Origin of the sequence: Bacillus cereus group sp. MG1 (assembly GCF_040460035.1) — a bacterium.
Taxonomy (GTDB): Bacteria; Bacillota; Bacilli; order Bacillales; family Bacillaceae_G; genus Bacillus_A; species Bacillus_A cereus.
The window spans coordinates 2,335,001-2,348,305 of sequence record NZ_JARVGY010000001.1; the positions used below are offsets into that span (position 1 = coordinate 2,335,001).

Below are 13,305 nucleotides of genomic sequence, written 5' to 3' on the forward strand. Positions count from 1 at the left end.
CGTTAGCGATCTACTCCCTTAGCAGGGGAGCCCCTTGAGCCACTTGGGTACTTCTCTGTATGGCTCCGCAGGTAGGACTCGAACCTACGACCGATCGGTTAACAGCCGATAGCTCTACCACTGAGCTACTGCGGAATAATGAAGACAATTTGTATCTTATAAAAATTCTCTCTGTAAGTCAAGAAGTTTTTAACAACATCTTGTTCAAACGTGACATGTTTATAATATACTGGATTGCGTTTTTACTGTCAAGATGTTTTCGATATCGGTTTGAGTTTCCCTTTACACTTTCCACAGACATATCTTTTTGTATTTATTTGACGCCTTCTTACATATTGAAGTGAACACTCCATACATTCATACTTATAAATCTTTTTTTCCTTCTCTTCATTAATCATTTGTTTACAAAAACGTGGTGCCTCAACTTTCTTTAACAACTCACGGAAATCCCTGTCCCTGTGCTTATACCCTCTTCCTGCAATATGTAAGTGATAATGACAAAGCTCATGTTTAATAATCCCGACTAACTCTTCTTCACCATACACTTCGTAATATCGATAATTCAGTTCGATATTATGACTCTTCAATAAATAACGCCCACCAGTTGTACGTAATCTATTGTTAAACACTGCTTTATGTAAGAACGGCATCTCAAAGTATTGTAGTGACACTTCTTCCACTAGTCGCTGAATTTCTTGCTCATCCACTCTCATTCCTCCTAAACAAAAAAATATTTTTACACTTTTCTCCCTTCTTATACATATATTAAATAGTACATATACCCATCCTCATGTAAGAAGCGTGGTTTCTAAAAACAAAACATGAATAGAAATCCACTCACCAACCTCTCATCAATAGCATTTTAGATTTTTGAGAGCAGGATTAAACAAGGAGGGATTCCTATGCCTACGTGGCTAAAAAAACAAATGCAACGTGCATATTTCGAAAAAAACCGGTATCAAATTAAATTATTAAATGAATGCTGGTTTTATTATAGCAAAATACATCAAAGCTCATAATCCATTACACTTTTTATTCCATAAAAAAAAGAGCAGTTTCATCTGCTCTCTTCTCTTACTATTCAATCGGCAACATAGATAGTGCAACGCGTCCTTTTTTTGTATCAATATCATCTACCCATACTTTTACAATTTGCCCTACTGATACAACATCTAACGGATGCTTTACAAACTGTTTGCTAAGTTTAGAAATATGTACTAAACCATCTTGCTTTACGCCAACATCAACAAAAGCACCAAAATCAACAACGTTACGAACTGTTCCTTCTAATTCCATACCACGTTTTAAATCTTCTAATTTCAAAATCCCTTTTTTCAGAAGTGGTTTAGGCAACTCATCCCTCATATCTCTTTCTGGACTAATAAGTGCATCTATAATATCAACTAACGTCGGCTCCCCAACTCCTGTTTCTTGAGATAACTTAGAAATCTCTACTTCTTCCAATCTCTTTTGTAATTGCGGTTGTCCTACGTCATCTATCGATAACCCTAGACTCTTCAATAACAATTCAACATTCTTATATTGCTCTGGATGAATACCTGTTCGATCTAATGGATTCGCTCCTTCTAGTATACGTAAGAAACCTATACATTGTTCATACGTCTTTGCACCTAAACGCGGGATTTTCTTTAATTCCGTGCGCTTCGTGAATTTCCCATCTTCTTCTCTCTTTGCCACAATATTTTTCGCAACAGTTTTCGATAAACCTGAAACATATTGTAACAATGCAACCGAAGCCGTATTTACATTAACCCCAACTTGGTTAACAGCTGTTTCTACTACAAATGTTAATGACTCATTCAGTCTCTTTTGAGATACATCATGTTGGTATTGTCCAACCCCAACTGATTTAGGATCAATTTTCACAAGTTCAGCAAGTGGATCTTGCAGACGTCTTCCAATAGAAACGGCACTTCTCTCTTCAACTTGTAAATTTGGGAATTCCTCACGAGCTAAATCAGAAGCTGAATATACACTAGCACCCGCTTCATTTACAATAATATAAAAGACATCTCGGTTCACACTTTGTAATACATCTACTATAAACTCTTCTGTTTCTCTAGATGCTGTCCCATTACCAATTGCAATCATTTCAACTTGATATTTATCTATAATAGAAAGAACTTTCGTTTTTGCATCATCATATTTACGAACAGGTGGATGCGGATAAATAACATCGATATGTAGTACTTTCCCCGTATCATCTACTACAGACAATTTACAACCAGTTCTATATGCCGGATCTACCGCTAGCACGACTTTCCCTTTCATCGGAGGTTGTAATAATAAGTTACGTAAGTTCTCAGAGAAAATATGTATCGCTTGTTCTTCAGCTGTTTCTGTTAATTCTTTACGAATTTCTCTTTCGATTGAAGATTGAATTAATCGTTTATAACCATCTTCAATCGCTAATTGTACATAATGTGCACTTTTCGAATCGTTATCACGAATTACTTTCTTATTTAAAAAAGTTACTATCTCATCTACTGGCGGAACAACAGCAACTCTCAATATATCTTCTTTCTCGCCACGATTCATTGCTAATACACGATGTGGTACTACTTTTTGCAATGGTTCTTCATAACTGTAATACATTTCATATATATTCTTTTCATCTTTTTCTTCATCTTTCACGGACGAAGACATAACACCTTTTCTAAAAGTAACATTTCGAATCCAACTACGATACGCAGCTTCATCTGAAACCATTTCTGCAATAATGTCTTGTGCACCTTGTAAAGCTTCTTCTGCAGATTGCACTTCTTTCTCTACATTAATAAATTCCACTGCCTTTTTAGCCGGATCTTCTTTCTTATATAACAATAACCATTCAGCTAATGGTTCTAATCCTTTTTCTTTAGCAATTGTCGCTTTCGTTCTTCTTTTCTCTTTATATGGACGATATAGATCTTCTACTTCTTGCAACTTTGTAGCTTTAACAATTTGCTGTCGTAGCTCTTCTGTCAGTTTCCCCTTCTCATCAATAAGACGAAGAACTTCTTCCTTCCTATCTTCAAGTTGCATCATATATTGCCATCTCTCTAAAATCGTACGAATTTGCACCTCATCTAAAGAGCCTGTCCATTCTTTTCGGTAACGAGCAATAAATGGAACTGTGTTACCTTCTTCTGTTAATTGAATAACATGACGAACTTGCTTTTCGGTAAAGCCTAATTCTTTCACTAACATTTTCATTAACGCTTGTCGATTATCTACCATTTCCATATACAACCGTAACCTCCTCTATAATAAAAAAAGTTGCCCTTCAAAGAGAGCAACTTAAACTGCCGATTTAAAAATCTATTAGTCCTAAACTAATTTGTAACGCTTCATCTACACGACTCATCATCACTTCATCCAAATGAGTGATTTTGTCCGTTAAGCGTTGCTTATCGATTGTTCGAATCTGCTCAAGTAAAATAACAGAATCTCTCTCAAAACCATACTTTTTCGCATCAATTTCCACATGAGTGGGTAATTTCGCTTTTTGAATCTGTGCAGTAATAGCCGCTACAATCACCGTTGGACTAAAACGATTTCCGATGTCATTTTGAATGACAAGAACCGGACGAACGCCTCCTTGCTCAGAACCAACAACTGGGGAAAGGTCTGCAAAATACACGTCGCCGCGTTTTACAATCAAAATATTACCCCCCGCTAACTAAGCGTTCTACTGTATGAGCTGCTTCATACTCTGCTAAGAAAGCTTCAGATGCAATACCAAGATTAATTTTTCCCATTTCAATGTACCCACGTCGCATTGATTCATGTTGGTAGCGTTTCTTCGTCTTATGTTGACGCAATAACAATTGTGTTGCCTGGCAAATTAGTTCATGGCGATTCTTATTCTCTTGTTTTCCAATTCCGTCCAATTCCGTTACCATTTGCTTTGGCAACCGAACCACGATTTCAGTAGTTACACTTGATTCGGACACAAAAATACACCTCCACCGTCAACTACACACCCAAATATATATATGACACCTATTGTAATAATACCATTGTATGGAGCCTGTTGCAAAGACTTCCTTATTCCTTGCTTATGTTTTCCAATTCACAAACAAAACATTCATCTTCTTAAATTTTTTATCTCATAACTAACTAAAAACAATAGAACTCCTCTTCAAAACTTACGTGCAACTTATATAAAAAATGATTATAAGTAAAAAGCTTCTCATCAAAAAGAGCTTATTATCCAGCAATGAACAGTCACTCCAATGACAAGAAGCAATCATACTACCTTCTATATATTGTTCAAGTAATTAATTATCTCTACAACCTTACCATTCCGTATAAATATTCTTGGCACACGGAAACTGATCGTTGCAATAATTTCATAATTAATAGTCCCTGAGTATTCCGCAACCTCTGTAGCGCTAATATACTCATCTCCTTGCCTTCCAATAAGCGTAACTTTCGTACCAAGTGGCACTTCACAAGGAAGATGAATCATGAACTGATCCATTGTTACTCGCCCTACAATCGGTACCCTTTTACCATTTATAAGCACTTCAAATCCTTGTAACCTTCTAAGCCACCCATCTGCATAGCCAATCGCTACAGTCGCAATCCATTCTTCAGCTTTCGTTCGATAGGTGACGTTATAACTAATTCCATCACCTTTAATTACCTGTTTAATATGAGCAACTTTCGTATGAAGTGATAGCGCCGGTTCTAATTCAAATGGTAAAAAAGGACGTATTTCTACAGAAGGAGATAATCCATACATTGCAATCCCAATTCGCACTGCATTAAATGTAATCCCTTGAAAACGTAACGTCGCAGCACTATTAGCTGTATGAACAAACTTAGGATCCACTCCGAATTCTTTCAACCAACTTAACTGCTCCAAGAACGTGTTATATTGCTTATCAAAATACGAAGTCTCAACCTCATCTGCCGTTGCAAAATGCGTGTATACTCCTTCTAACTCTAAAAACGGTGCACCCTCTAAACTCTTTAAAAATTCTTTTAGCTCTTTTCTTTCACGTATTCCAATTCTCCCCATACCACTATCAAAGTTAATATGGAATTTCATTACAGATGAACCATCCCAAAGTTTAATTGCTTCTTCCACCCATTCTTTTTGAAAAACAGTTAGCGCTACATCATTTTCAGCAGCTACATTTACATCACGCGGCGGCGAGGGACCTAACACTAAAATCGGTTCAGTAATACCAGCCCTCCGAAGCACTAAAGCTTCATCTAAAAAAGCAACAGCTAACCTTGTTGCACCTGCTTCTAATGCCGTTTTAGCCACCGGTACATAATCGTGCCCATATGCGTTTGCTTTAACTACAGCAAAAATCTCTACATTACTTGGGATGAACTCTTTAATATGTGTAACGTTGTTATAAATGGCATCTAAATCCACTTCCACCCAAGTGTCACGGTAAAATGGTGCTTCTTCCATAAATACACTTCCTTATACACGATATGCGAAGCTTATTCTTTTATATGCTTCTTTTATGAAATCCACCTTCAAACTAAGAAAAGACGTGGTGCACATATATCACCACGTCTAAGAAGTTTACTTCACCTGCTTCGCTGTAACTGAACGAGCAACCATTAACAGCTCCTTCGGCTCTAAACCTTTAGACACGAGCATATATTCTACTCCGTTATGCGACCACGTTACAGAGTCTTTCGTCAATGCACCAATCGTAAACCCAAGATCAACTGGTTCTCCACTTACACTTACCGCTGATGATGCCTCTGCAACTTTTGCCTTTTCTTGTATTAAAGTAAAGGATTTCTTATTTCCAGTGTATGTGAGTATCGCACGCTTGCCACTGTCTGTCTTCAACTCTTTTTCATCTTTCAGAGTCATACCTTGTGGTGTATCAAGTGGATACAAAATAGCAAACGGTTTGTCTTCTTTCGCTGTTGTTTGAACATCTACCTGTGCTCTAGACATATTTTGTTTCGTATCAAATGCACCTTTATCAAATTTCGCATCGAATTTCACTTTAGAGAAATCTACTTTCACAAGAACATTTTGATCATTATCCAGTAACTTCACTGAAACTGGAGTCAAGTCGCTCTTATTCAATGTAATCTCTTGTCTCGGCAACATATTTTGATGTTGATAGTTTGTTTTTGTTTTAAAAATATAATACTTATCTGTTTTCTCAAAAGTAAGGTTTTTCTTGTCCTGCAAAATATCTCTTACAAGTGATTCATATAAATAAGCCTGGCTACTATTTTGCGGCCAATCACTTTGAAAACGGAAGCTCTTATTAAGTGCTGGCGTTAATACAAATACACCTTCTTCATTTCTCAAAATAATTTGGCTCTGATCTTTTTTTGCATTCTTTAAATTCACACGATAAAAAGACGGTTCCTTATGCCAAATCTCTACGTTATACTCTTGAGGCTCATTGCCTGTTTTAATAGATAATTTTGCCTCAGCTTGATAACTTTTCATCCCTTTTACTTTTGATTCTAAATCTCTCACGACATCATCTTGCTTCTTTTCCACACAACCCGCCAACACAAAAACGGTCAACAAACCGACAAGAACTAAAAACAGACGCCTTTTCATCAATTCAGCCCCTTTGCCCCTATAAATGAATGGAAGATGTACCTTCCTTATCGCTACCTCAAATATATGAGACAAAGATATAAAATATGCAGACTAGCGTGACGAGCTTTCTAAAACAACTTGAGCAACAGCAAATTCCTTACTATGACTAATTGATAAATGAACAATATACTCTGTACTTGTAATCAGAATTGGCTTACCTCTTTCATCATTTTTCACTTCAATATCTAAAAAACTCACTTCTTTTCCGATACCAGTACCTACAGCTTTTGAATACGCCTCTTTCGCTGCAAACCTTCCAGCTACAAACTCTGTAAGGCGACTTCCTTTCAGCTCCATAGCAACATTACGTTCATTTTCCGTTAAAATACGTTCCATAAATTTAAGCTTTCCATCTAGCATTTTTTCAATACGATTTAATTCAATAATATCGATACCAATCCCTATAATCATTTCGAAATCCCCTTCTTCTATTTAACTTTCTTCTTTCATATTGATAAGAATAACAGAGAATCTTTCTGATGCAAAAGGGGTGAAAGTAACCGTATGCTAATAAGATCCACTCATATTTCTTTACAACCGACTATTCTTACCTTACTTCTTATTCATTTAGTCATGATGATATTAGGCGACTTTTTTCTCTTACCACTGGCAGCCTCTAATGAATATATCGCTAAAGGAGAATGGTGGCGTGTCATAACTTCTCTTCTCGTACACGTAGACTTACAACATTTTCTTTCTAATAGTATTTTTTTGTTTGCTCTTGGTTCTTCTATCGAAAAGCAACTCGGACACTTTTCTTTTTTTATTCTATTTTTTCTCTCTGGAATTTCTGGAAATATTTCTTCTTATATTATTATGCCGCTTGAATATATTCACGCAGGTGCATCAGGTGGTATTTTCGGACTATTAGGTGCACAGTTATTTTTATTGTACAATCGATACCGCTCTTCAAAACCAAAAGAAATTGCCATTTTCTCAATTATGATTCTTCTATTACTACTATTTACTTTCTTTAACCCTTCTGCCAATCCGATCAGTCATTTAACAGGTTTAATAACCGGTGGCATTTTAACCCCTTTTTTAACCAAAAAAAACGATGGTGCAAAGCTTATTTAATATAAAAGCTTGCACCATCGATAATTTCTACATCTACTTGTTCACTTAAATCTCTCATTAATTGAAATAAAGACTCATCCTTCATCTTCGCCTCAATCATACAATCAATTTGCGGAACACTTCCCTTTATCCTTCTTAAAAAAGATAAAAATGCCTCTACATTAATATAATCTGCATGAGCTCTTGGATCTTTTCCCTCTCTAGGGCTAGAGATATGCATTTTAACCGGCAACAAAGACGTTTCCCACGTATGAACGACACGTGCCCAATCTTCATACCAATCTTCTTGCTCATTATTCATCATATGGTGATGCAAGTCAAATACGACGGGAATATCTAATTTTTCTCCTAAATATAATGTTTCCTCTAACGTAAAGGTTGTATCATCATTTTCTAATATAATCATTTCTTGAATACCCCTTGGGACATTAGACCAATTCTCTATAAAGCGCTCTAATGCAAGTTCTTTATCTTTATATCCTCCTCCGACATGCAGTACACATCGTTGCTTATGTTCAATCCCCATGCCTTTTAATAATTTTTTGTGCATCTGCAATGTTTTTACAGATTGTTTAAAAACACTCTCCTCAGGTGAATTTAGTACAACAAAATGATCTGGATGGAAATCAATTCTCATATTCATATGAACTGCATATTCACCTAGTTTTTTTAAATTTTCTTTTAAAGGACGAATATAGTTCCACTCTAGCAATTCCTCATGATTCGCTAAAGGAATGAGCTTTGAACTGAGCCGAAAGAAAGATATGTCATGCCCTTTATTATGCTTTAATAAACGTAAACAATTTTCTAAATTGGAATTAGCAATTCTTTCAAGTTTACGAATTGCAGCAGCACGATCATTTAATTTCTGAAACTGTGCATACGTCATCGTTTGAGATGGAGATGCATTCTTCAAATGTACACTCATCGCAACGTAACCAAGCCTTACAAGCATATAACAGCCCCTTTTCTATCATAACTATTATGTAGTATGCACAATTATAGAAATAAAAAAAGAGAATGCCCGCAAAGGGCATTCTCTTTTTTTATTAAGCTTGTGGACGGCTATGATGTTTTCTTTCGCCGCGTCCATTTGAAGAACCAGGGCGACCTTGGCCTTCACCTCTACGACCACGACTACCACCATCACGATTGCGATCACGGTTTCCGTCACGATTACGTCCATCACGGTTACGGTCACGATTACGTCCATCGCCACCGCCGCGTGCATCACGACTACGATTACGGTTACCATCACGGTATCCGCCTCCGTTACCGCCGCGTTTTTTAGAACCGCCGCCTCTTGAAACAACAGGTGGTTCTGATGTTAAAGCGATCGGAGTTGTATCCGGCTCTTTAGTCATCATTTTTAAAGCAGCAGCTACTACTGTTACAGAGTCATTTTCTTCTAACATTTCTTCTGCAATACGCTTGTAGTATGCTAAGTTTTCATTTTCAATTGTGCTTTGAAGCTTTTCAGCGATTAAACGTTGTTGACCTTCTAATGCCTCGTCAAGTGTCGGTGCATCCATACGGTCCATTTTACGTTTTGTTGTACGCTCGATATTTTTTAATTGTCCTGATTCACGTGGTGTTACAAATAGCATTGCAATACCTTTTTTACCTGCACGACCAGTACGACCGATACGGTGAACGTATGATTCTGGATCTTGTGGAATATCGAAGTTATATACGTGCGTTACGCCTGAAATATCAAGACCACGTGCAGCAACGTCTGTTGCAACAAGAACTTCAATAGAACCTTCTTTAAATTTACGTAATACAGACATACGTTTCGCCTGAGTTAAATCACCGTGAATACCTTCTGCAGCATAACCACGTAAGTTTAATGCTTCTGATAATTCATCAACACGACGCTTTGTACGACCGAATACGATTGCAAGCTCTGGAGATTGAATATCTAATAAGCGTGTTAACACGTCAAACTTTTTCTTTTCTTGCACTTCTAAATAGAACTGCTGAATGTTTGGCATTGTTACTTCTTTTGCTTTTACTTTAATGTGTTGAGGCTCAGTCATGAAACGCTCAGCAATACGGCGGATTGGATCCGGCATTGTCGCTGAGAATAGTAATGTTTGATGTGTTTCTGGCACATCTGTTAAAATTGCTTCAATGTCTTCAATGAAGCCCATGTTTAACATTTCATCCGCTTCGTCAAGAACAACTGTCTCTACGTTTTGCAGGCGAAGTGTTTTACGGTTAATATGATCTAAAATACGACCCGGCGTACCAACAATAATGTGTGGGTGTTTTTTTAGAGCACGAATTTGGCGGTTAATATCTTGACCACCATAAATTGGTAAAATGCGAACACGTTTATGCTTACCAATTTTGTATAATTCTTCTCCAACTTGAATTGCTAATTCACGCGTTGGCGCGATAACAATACCTTGAACCGATTCTTTATGTGTATCCACTTTATCTAATAGTGGTAATCCGAATGCTGCTGTTTTCCCTGTACCTGTTTGCGCTTGCCCAATAATATCTTTACCTTGCAATGCATGTGGAATTGTTTCAGCTTGAATTGGTGTAGCCTCTTCAAAGCCCATACTTTCAACAGATTGCAGTAAAGAATCACTTAATCCTAATTCTCGAAATGTTGTCAATGTTACTTCTCCTTTTCTATCCTATACTTATCATTTAAAAAAAGGCGTTTTCCGAATTTGCGGAAAAGCCCTTTTCCTGAATGCTCACGTATATAAACGGGCGTATATTCTTCACGAAAATACTTCTAAACGTTATTACACTTTATCAATTATAAGTTTTGTATGTGTAAAAAGCAAACCCAACTGTTACCTTATTTTCATATTCAGAGTTTTTTTCTTCACTTTTATTTTTTTATATTTACTGTAAGCGCTTATTATAAGTTTCTTCTATTTTCGTAACTATCATCCCTATTTATATACACCAATTATTTCAACATCGTAATTACTTCTTCTAATTTCATACCGCGAGATGCTTTTATTAATACAACATCTTTCACATCGACTACTGCTTGTAAATCTTTTACTAACTCTTCTTTATTATCATACGCCTTTACACGTTCATTAGGGAAATTAATTTTCGCTCCTTCAGCAATTTGAGCCCCTAATCTACCGTATGTGAATACATGCGAGATTTTTGCTGGATCGATTAATTTTCCTACCTCATAATGGAACTGTACTTCTTGATCTCCAAGTTCTAACATATCACCGAGCACAACGATTTTTTTAGCAAAACCATCTAAACCATTCATTAAATGGAATGCTGCTTCCATAGCCGTCGGACTTGCATTATAAGCATCGTTGATAATTGTTAAACCACTATTTGTTTTCACAATTTCCATACGCATGCCCGTCATTTGAAGTGTTACTAAACCTTCTTTCATCTCTTCCCACGTTACACCAAAATGTTTCGCAATTGCCATTGAAGCAAGTGTATTATACACATTATGTTTTCCTAACACAGGTAAGTAGAATGAAATATTTTCATCTCTATTCATTTTGAAATGTGTCCCAGTTGCTTGTAATGTTACAGTCGTTGGATAATAATCGTTTGCTCTTGCATCACCAAACGTAACCGTTTCTGCTGCTAAATTCATTTCAGGAACACGATTCGTTAATAAAGGCTCATCTCCGTTATATACGAACACGCCACCTTCTTGTAACCCTGTAACAATTTCTAATTTCGCTTCAGCAATTGCCTCACGAGACCCTAAATCCATTAAATGTGCCTCACCAATATTCGTAATGATAGCTGCATTAGGACGAGCTAACTTAGATAAGAATTCAATTTCGCCTCGGCTTGACATACCCATCTCTAATACTGCTACTTCTGTATTTTCTTCTAAGTTTAAAATGGTAAGAGGTAATCCGATATGGTTATTGAAGTTCCCTTCTGTTTTTTGCACTTTGAATTTAGTCGCAAGAAGACTTGTTACAATATCTTTCGTAGATGTTTTACCATTACTACCCGTTACACCTACAACTTTAACATCCAATTGATCGCGATAGTTTTTCGCTAACATTTGCAATGCGGATAGCGTGTCTTCCACAAAAATAACCGGAAGATTCTCAGGTGGATTCGCTACATCTTTCATCCATAATGTAGCCACAGCTCCATTTTCAACAGCTTTATCTACAAAAGCATGTCCATCGAAGCGCTCCCCTTGAATCGGAACATACAAGTTTCCTTTTTCAATTTTTCTTGTATCAATAGACACGCCTTGAATAGTAATTCCCTCATATTGCTCTGCTAATCCAGTACCATTTACCATCTGTTCCACTTGCTTTAACATTCGCTTTATCATATAGAAACGCTCCTTACATAGAGGAAGCACTATTCCTACGAATAGTGCTTCCTCCTTTTTTGTTAGATTGTATATTTAATTTTTTGTTTTTCTTCGTGACGTTCAATCGCTAAACGAATTAGCTCTTCAATTAATTCTGGATACGGTAACCCAGTATGTTGCCATAATAGAGGGAACATACTGAACGGTGTAAATCCTGGCATTGTGTTTACTTCGTTAATATACACTTCTCCATCTTTCGTTAAGAAGAAATCAGCTCGCGTTAAACCTGCACCGTCTAATGATTGGAATGCAATAATCGCATCACGCTTAATTACATTAGATTCTTCTTCTGTCATTTCAGCTGGAATAATTAGCGCCGTATCACCATCGATATATTTCGACTTATAATCATAGAAGTCCTTTTTCGGAACGATTTCACCTACAACTGAACATTTCGGCTCATCATTACCTAGTACCCCAACTTCTACTTCACGACCTACAATATTTTCTTCTACAATAATTTTGCGATCAAATTGGAATGCCTCTACAAATGCATCCTCAAGTTCTTCACGATTTTTACACTTATTAATACCAACACTTGAACCAAGGTTCGCTGGTTTTACGAAGCAAGGATATCCTAACTTATCTTCTACTTTAGAATAAGCTTCCTCACGATTTTTCTCCCATGCACTACGAATGAAGGATGCATATTTTGTTTGTTTTAAACCAGCCTCTGCAAAGATGTTTTTCATAACAACTTTATCCATACCAGCAGATGATGCTAGAACACCATTTCCTACATAAGGGATATTCATTAATTCTAATAGTCCTTGAACCGTTCCATCTTCACCGTTTGGTCCATGTAGTAATGGGAAAATAACGTCAATAGCGTTCTCCTCAGAAGCTGCAGATGGGATAATTTCTGTACTTAATGATAACGGAGAAATCGCATTTTCTGCACCGCTCATTTTTAAAGCTTCAACATCTGTTACTTCGCCTTCAATACGCTCACCGCGTACCCATTGACCTTGTTCTGTAATATAAATTGGATGAATCTCGAATTTATCTTGATTTAACGCTTTAATAGCAGCAAGAGCCGTCTGTAGCGAAACTTGATGCTCAGCTGATTTTCCACCATATAATAAACCTAATTTAATTTTCGTCAATGAAATCACCCTAACCAATTGTTTTCATTTTTCTATTTTAGCACTTTTTATAAAAATAGGTAGTTCCTATTTGAAATAAAATGTAACTTCCATAAATAATTAAATAACATCACTTATTGGTTTTTCATTTCATTTTCTATATAGGTACACAAAATAAAATGGCA

General features: G+C 36.6%; 13 protein-coding genes and 2 tRNA genes (1 of these 15 running past the window's edge). 2 read left to right on the plus strand and 13 right to left on the minus strand.

Annotation, left to right across the window (positions count from 1 at the left end):
- The 3 genes from QCI79_RS12085 to QCI79_RS12095 form a co-directional block, all read right to left on the minus strand.
- A tRNA-Ser gene (locus QCI79_RS12085) sits at nucleotides 1-57 on the minus strand (it extends 34 nt beyond the left edge of the window).
- Between the two features lie 3 nt (nucleotides 58-60).
- Nucleotides 61-135: transfer RNA gene (locus tag QCI79_RS12090), tRNA-Asn, on the minus strand.
- 113 nt (nucleotides 136-248) lie between these two features.
- Complete coding sequence (locus QCI79_RS12095; RefSeq protein ID WP_000344239.1) at nucleotides 249-707, minus strand: SprT family protein; 459 nt, start codon at nucleotides 705-707, stop codon at nucleotides 249-251.
- Between the two features lie 195 nt (nucleotides 708-902).
- On the opposite strand from QCI79_RS12095, the gene cmpA reads away from it, so the two are divergent.
- A complete protein-coding gene (cmpA, locus tag QCI79_RS12100; protein WP_001143642.1) occupies nucleotides 903-1,019 on the plus strand; it encodes a cortex morphogenetic protein CmpA in 117 nt (38 codons plus the stop codon).
- 58 nt (nucleotides 1,020-1,077) lie between these two features.
- On the opposite strand, the gene QCI79_RS12105 is transcribed toward cmpA, so the two are convergent.
- From QCI79_RS12105 to acpS, 6 genes are all read right to left on the minus strand, one after another.
- Complete coding sequence (locus QCI79_RS12105) at nucleotides 1,078-3,246, minus strand: Tex family protein (RefSeq protein ID WP_000426236.1); 2,169 nt, start codon at nucleotides 3,244-3,246, stop codon at nucleotides 1,078-1,080.
- A gap of 67 nt (nucleotides 3,247-3,313) precedes the next feature.
- On the minus strand, nucleotides 3,314-3,664 hold the full coding sequence (ndoA, locus tag QCI79_RS12110) for a type II toxin-antitoxin system endoribonuclease NdoA (protein ID WP_000635965.1): 351 nt from the start codon (nucleotides 3,662-3,664) through the stop codon (nucleotides 3,314-3,316).
- Nucleotides 3,665-3,668: 4 nt separating this feature from the next.
- The gene (locus QCI79_RS12115) at nucleotides 3,669-3,956 is read right to left on the minus strand and encodes an antitoxin EndoAI (RefSeq protein WP_000004570.1); all 288 of its coding nucleotides are present in this window, start codon (nucleotides 3,954-3,956) and stop codon (nucleotides 3,669-3,671) included.
- Between the two features lie 308 nt (nucleotides 3,957-4,264).
- Nucleotides 4,265-5,434 (minus strand): alanine racemase, encoded by a 1,170-nt coding sequence (alr, locus tag QCI79_RS12120; RefSeq protein ID WP_000390616.1) that lies wholly within the window; start codon nucleotides 5,432-5,434, stop codon nucleotides 4,265-4,267.
- A 117-nt stretch (nucleotides 5,435-5,551) separates the two neighbouring features.
- Entirely contained in the window at nucleotides 5,552-6,502 is a 951-nt protein-coding gene (locus tag QCI79_RS12125) for a LolA family protein (RefSeq protein WP_002100659.1), read from the minus strand.
- A gap of 156 nt (nucleotides 6,503-6,658) precedes the next feature.
- Complete coding sequence (gene acpS / locus QCI79_RS12130) at nucleotides 6,659-7,018, minus strand: holo-ACP synthase (RefSeq protein ID WP_000583417.1); 360 nt, start codon at nucleotides 7,016-7,018, stop codon at nucleotides 6,659-6,661.
- Between the two features lie 93 nt (nucleotides 7,019-7,111).
- On the opposite strand from acpS, the gene QCI79_RS12135 reads away from it, so the two are divergent.
- On the plus strand, nucleotides 7,112-7,684 hold the full coding sequence (locus QCI79_RS12135; protein WP_000908523.1) for a rhomboid family intramembrane serine protease: 573 nt from the start codon (nucleotides 7,112-7,114) through the stop codon (nucleotides 7,682-7,684).
- On the opposite strand, the gene uvsE is transcribed toward QCI79_RS12135, so the two are convergent.
- From uvsE to QCI79_RS12155, 4 genes are all read right to left on the minus strand, one after another.
- Nucleotides 7,677-8,639: a UV DNA damage repair endonuclease UvsE gene (uvsE, locus tag QCI79_RS12140; RefSeq protein ID WP_000961168.1), complete on the minus strand. Its 963-nt coding sequence runs from the start codon at nucleotides 8,637-8,639 to the stop codon at nucleotides 7,677-7,679. The genes QCI79_RS12135 and uvsE overlap by 8 nt on opposite strands.
- Before the next feature lie 94 nt (nucleotides 8,640-8,733).
- Nucleotides 8,734-10,311 carry a degradosome RNA helicase CshA gene (cshA, locus tag QCI79_RS12145; RefSeq protein ID WP_000206584.1) on the minus strand — a complete coding sequence of 526 codons (1,578 nt, stop codon included), beginning with the start codon at nucleotides 10,309-10,311 and terminating at the stop codon, nucleotides 8,734-8,736.
- 305 nt (nucleotides 10,312-10,616) lie between these two features.
- Entirely contained in the window at nucleotides 10,617-11,993 is a 1,377-nt protein-coding gene (murF, locus tag QCI79_RS12150) for a UDP-N-acetylmuramoyl-tripeptide--D-alanyl-D-alanine ligase (protein ID WP_000595961.1), read from the minus strand.
- 62 nt (nucleotides 11,994-12,055) lie between these two features.
- Complete coding sequence (locus QCI79_RS12155) at nucleotides 12,056-13,141, minus strand: D-alanine--D-alanine ligase (protein WP_021728552.1); 1,086 nt, start codon at nucleotides 13,139-13,141, stop codon at nucleotides 12,056-12,058.
- Nucleotides 13,142-13,305 lie beyond the last annotated feature (164 nt).

What these genes read in the sequence shown, in the direction of transcription:
- cmpA (WP_001143642.1), top strand. Translation starts at nt 903, where the DNA reads ATGCCTACGTGGCTAAAAAAACAAATGCAACGTGCATATTTCGAAAAA.
- QCI79_RS12105 (WP_000426236.1), bottom strand. Translation starts at nt 3,246, where the DNA reads ATGGAAATGGTAGATAATCGACAAGCGTTAATGAAAATGTTAGTGAAA.
- alr (WP_000390616.1), bottom strand. Translation starts at nt 5,434, where the DNA reads ATGGAAGAAGCACCATTTTACCGTGACACTTGGGTGGAAGTGGATTTA.
- acpS (WP_000583417.1), bottom strand. Translation starts at nt 7,018, where the DNA reads ATGATTATAGGGATTGGTATCGATATTATTGAATTAAATCGTATTGAA.
- QCI79_RS12135 (WP_000908523.1), top strand. Translation starts at nt 7,112, where the DNA reads ATGCTAATAAGATCCACTCATATTTCTTTACAACCGACTATTCTTACC.
- uvsE (WP_000961168.1), bottom strand. Translation starts at nt 8,639, where the DNA reads ATGCTTGTAAGGCTTGGTTACGTTGCGATGAGTGTACATTTGAAGAAT.
- murF (WP_000595961.1), bottom strand. Translation starts at nt 11,993, where the DNA reads ATGATAAAGCGAATGTTAAAGCAAGTGGAACAGATGGTAAATGGTACT.